1 pseudogene is annotated in these 793 nt (G+C 63.6%); it reads left to right on the plus strand.

Annotated features, from left to right (window positions below):
• Nucleotides 1-793 (plus strand): annotated as a pseudogene (locus SB4_RS18540) (terminase large subunit); the annotation flags it as partial.

Genomic DNA, 793 nt, shown 5'->3' on the forward strand with positions numbered 1-793 from the left:
GCGGGCGGTCAGAGGCGATGTTCGAGGAAGCGACGGGCGGCCTTGCCTCGCGTCCCGAAGGTTTCGTCATCTACCTGACGACGCACAGTGACGAGCGCCCGGCCGGTGTGTTCAAGGATCGGCTCGACTATTTCCGGGGCGTGCGCGACGGTACGATCGAAGATCCCCGCAGCTTCGGCATGCTCTACGAGTGGCCGAAGCATATGCGCGAGGACGAGGCGTATCTCGACCCGACAAATTTCTATGTGACCAACCCCAATCTGGGGCGGTCGCAGTCGGTGAACTTCATCCAGCGCAAGCTCCGGCTCGCCAAGGAAGGGCGCGGTGAGGACGGTGATACGTCCGAGCAGATCGTCCTGGCGAAGTATCTGAACGTCGAGATCGGCCAGCGTTTGGCGCGGGATCGGTGGCAGGGCGCGCAATATTGGCCGCGCTGCGCGATCCCGGTCCTGACGATCGACGACCTGATCGCTCGAAGCGAGGTCATCGTCGGCTCGGTCGATGGTGGCGGTCTGGACGACCTTCTCGGTTTGTGCCTGATCGGGCGCGAGAAGGGCAGCAAACGCTGGCTGATCTGGGCGCATGCCTGGGCCTGGTCAGTGGTGTGGGACCGGCGGAAGGACATCGCGTCCATCCTCGACGAGCTGGTCAAGGAAGGTACGCTGACCAAGTGTCAGTTGCCCGAGGACGTCGATCTCGAAGACGAGACGATCGGCGATGCCGACGCGGCGGATGACGACCTGACCGAGGACGTTCGTGGCGTTGTCGAGGTGTTCGTGAAAGTGCGCGACGC

It is taken from the genome of Sphingomonas sanguinis (assembly GCF_001476905.1).
GTDB classification, from domain to species: Bacteria; Pseudomonadota; Alphaproteobacteria; order Sphingomonadales; family Sphingomonadaceae; genus Sphingomonas; species Sphingomonas sanguinis_B.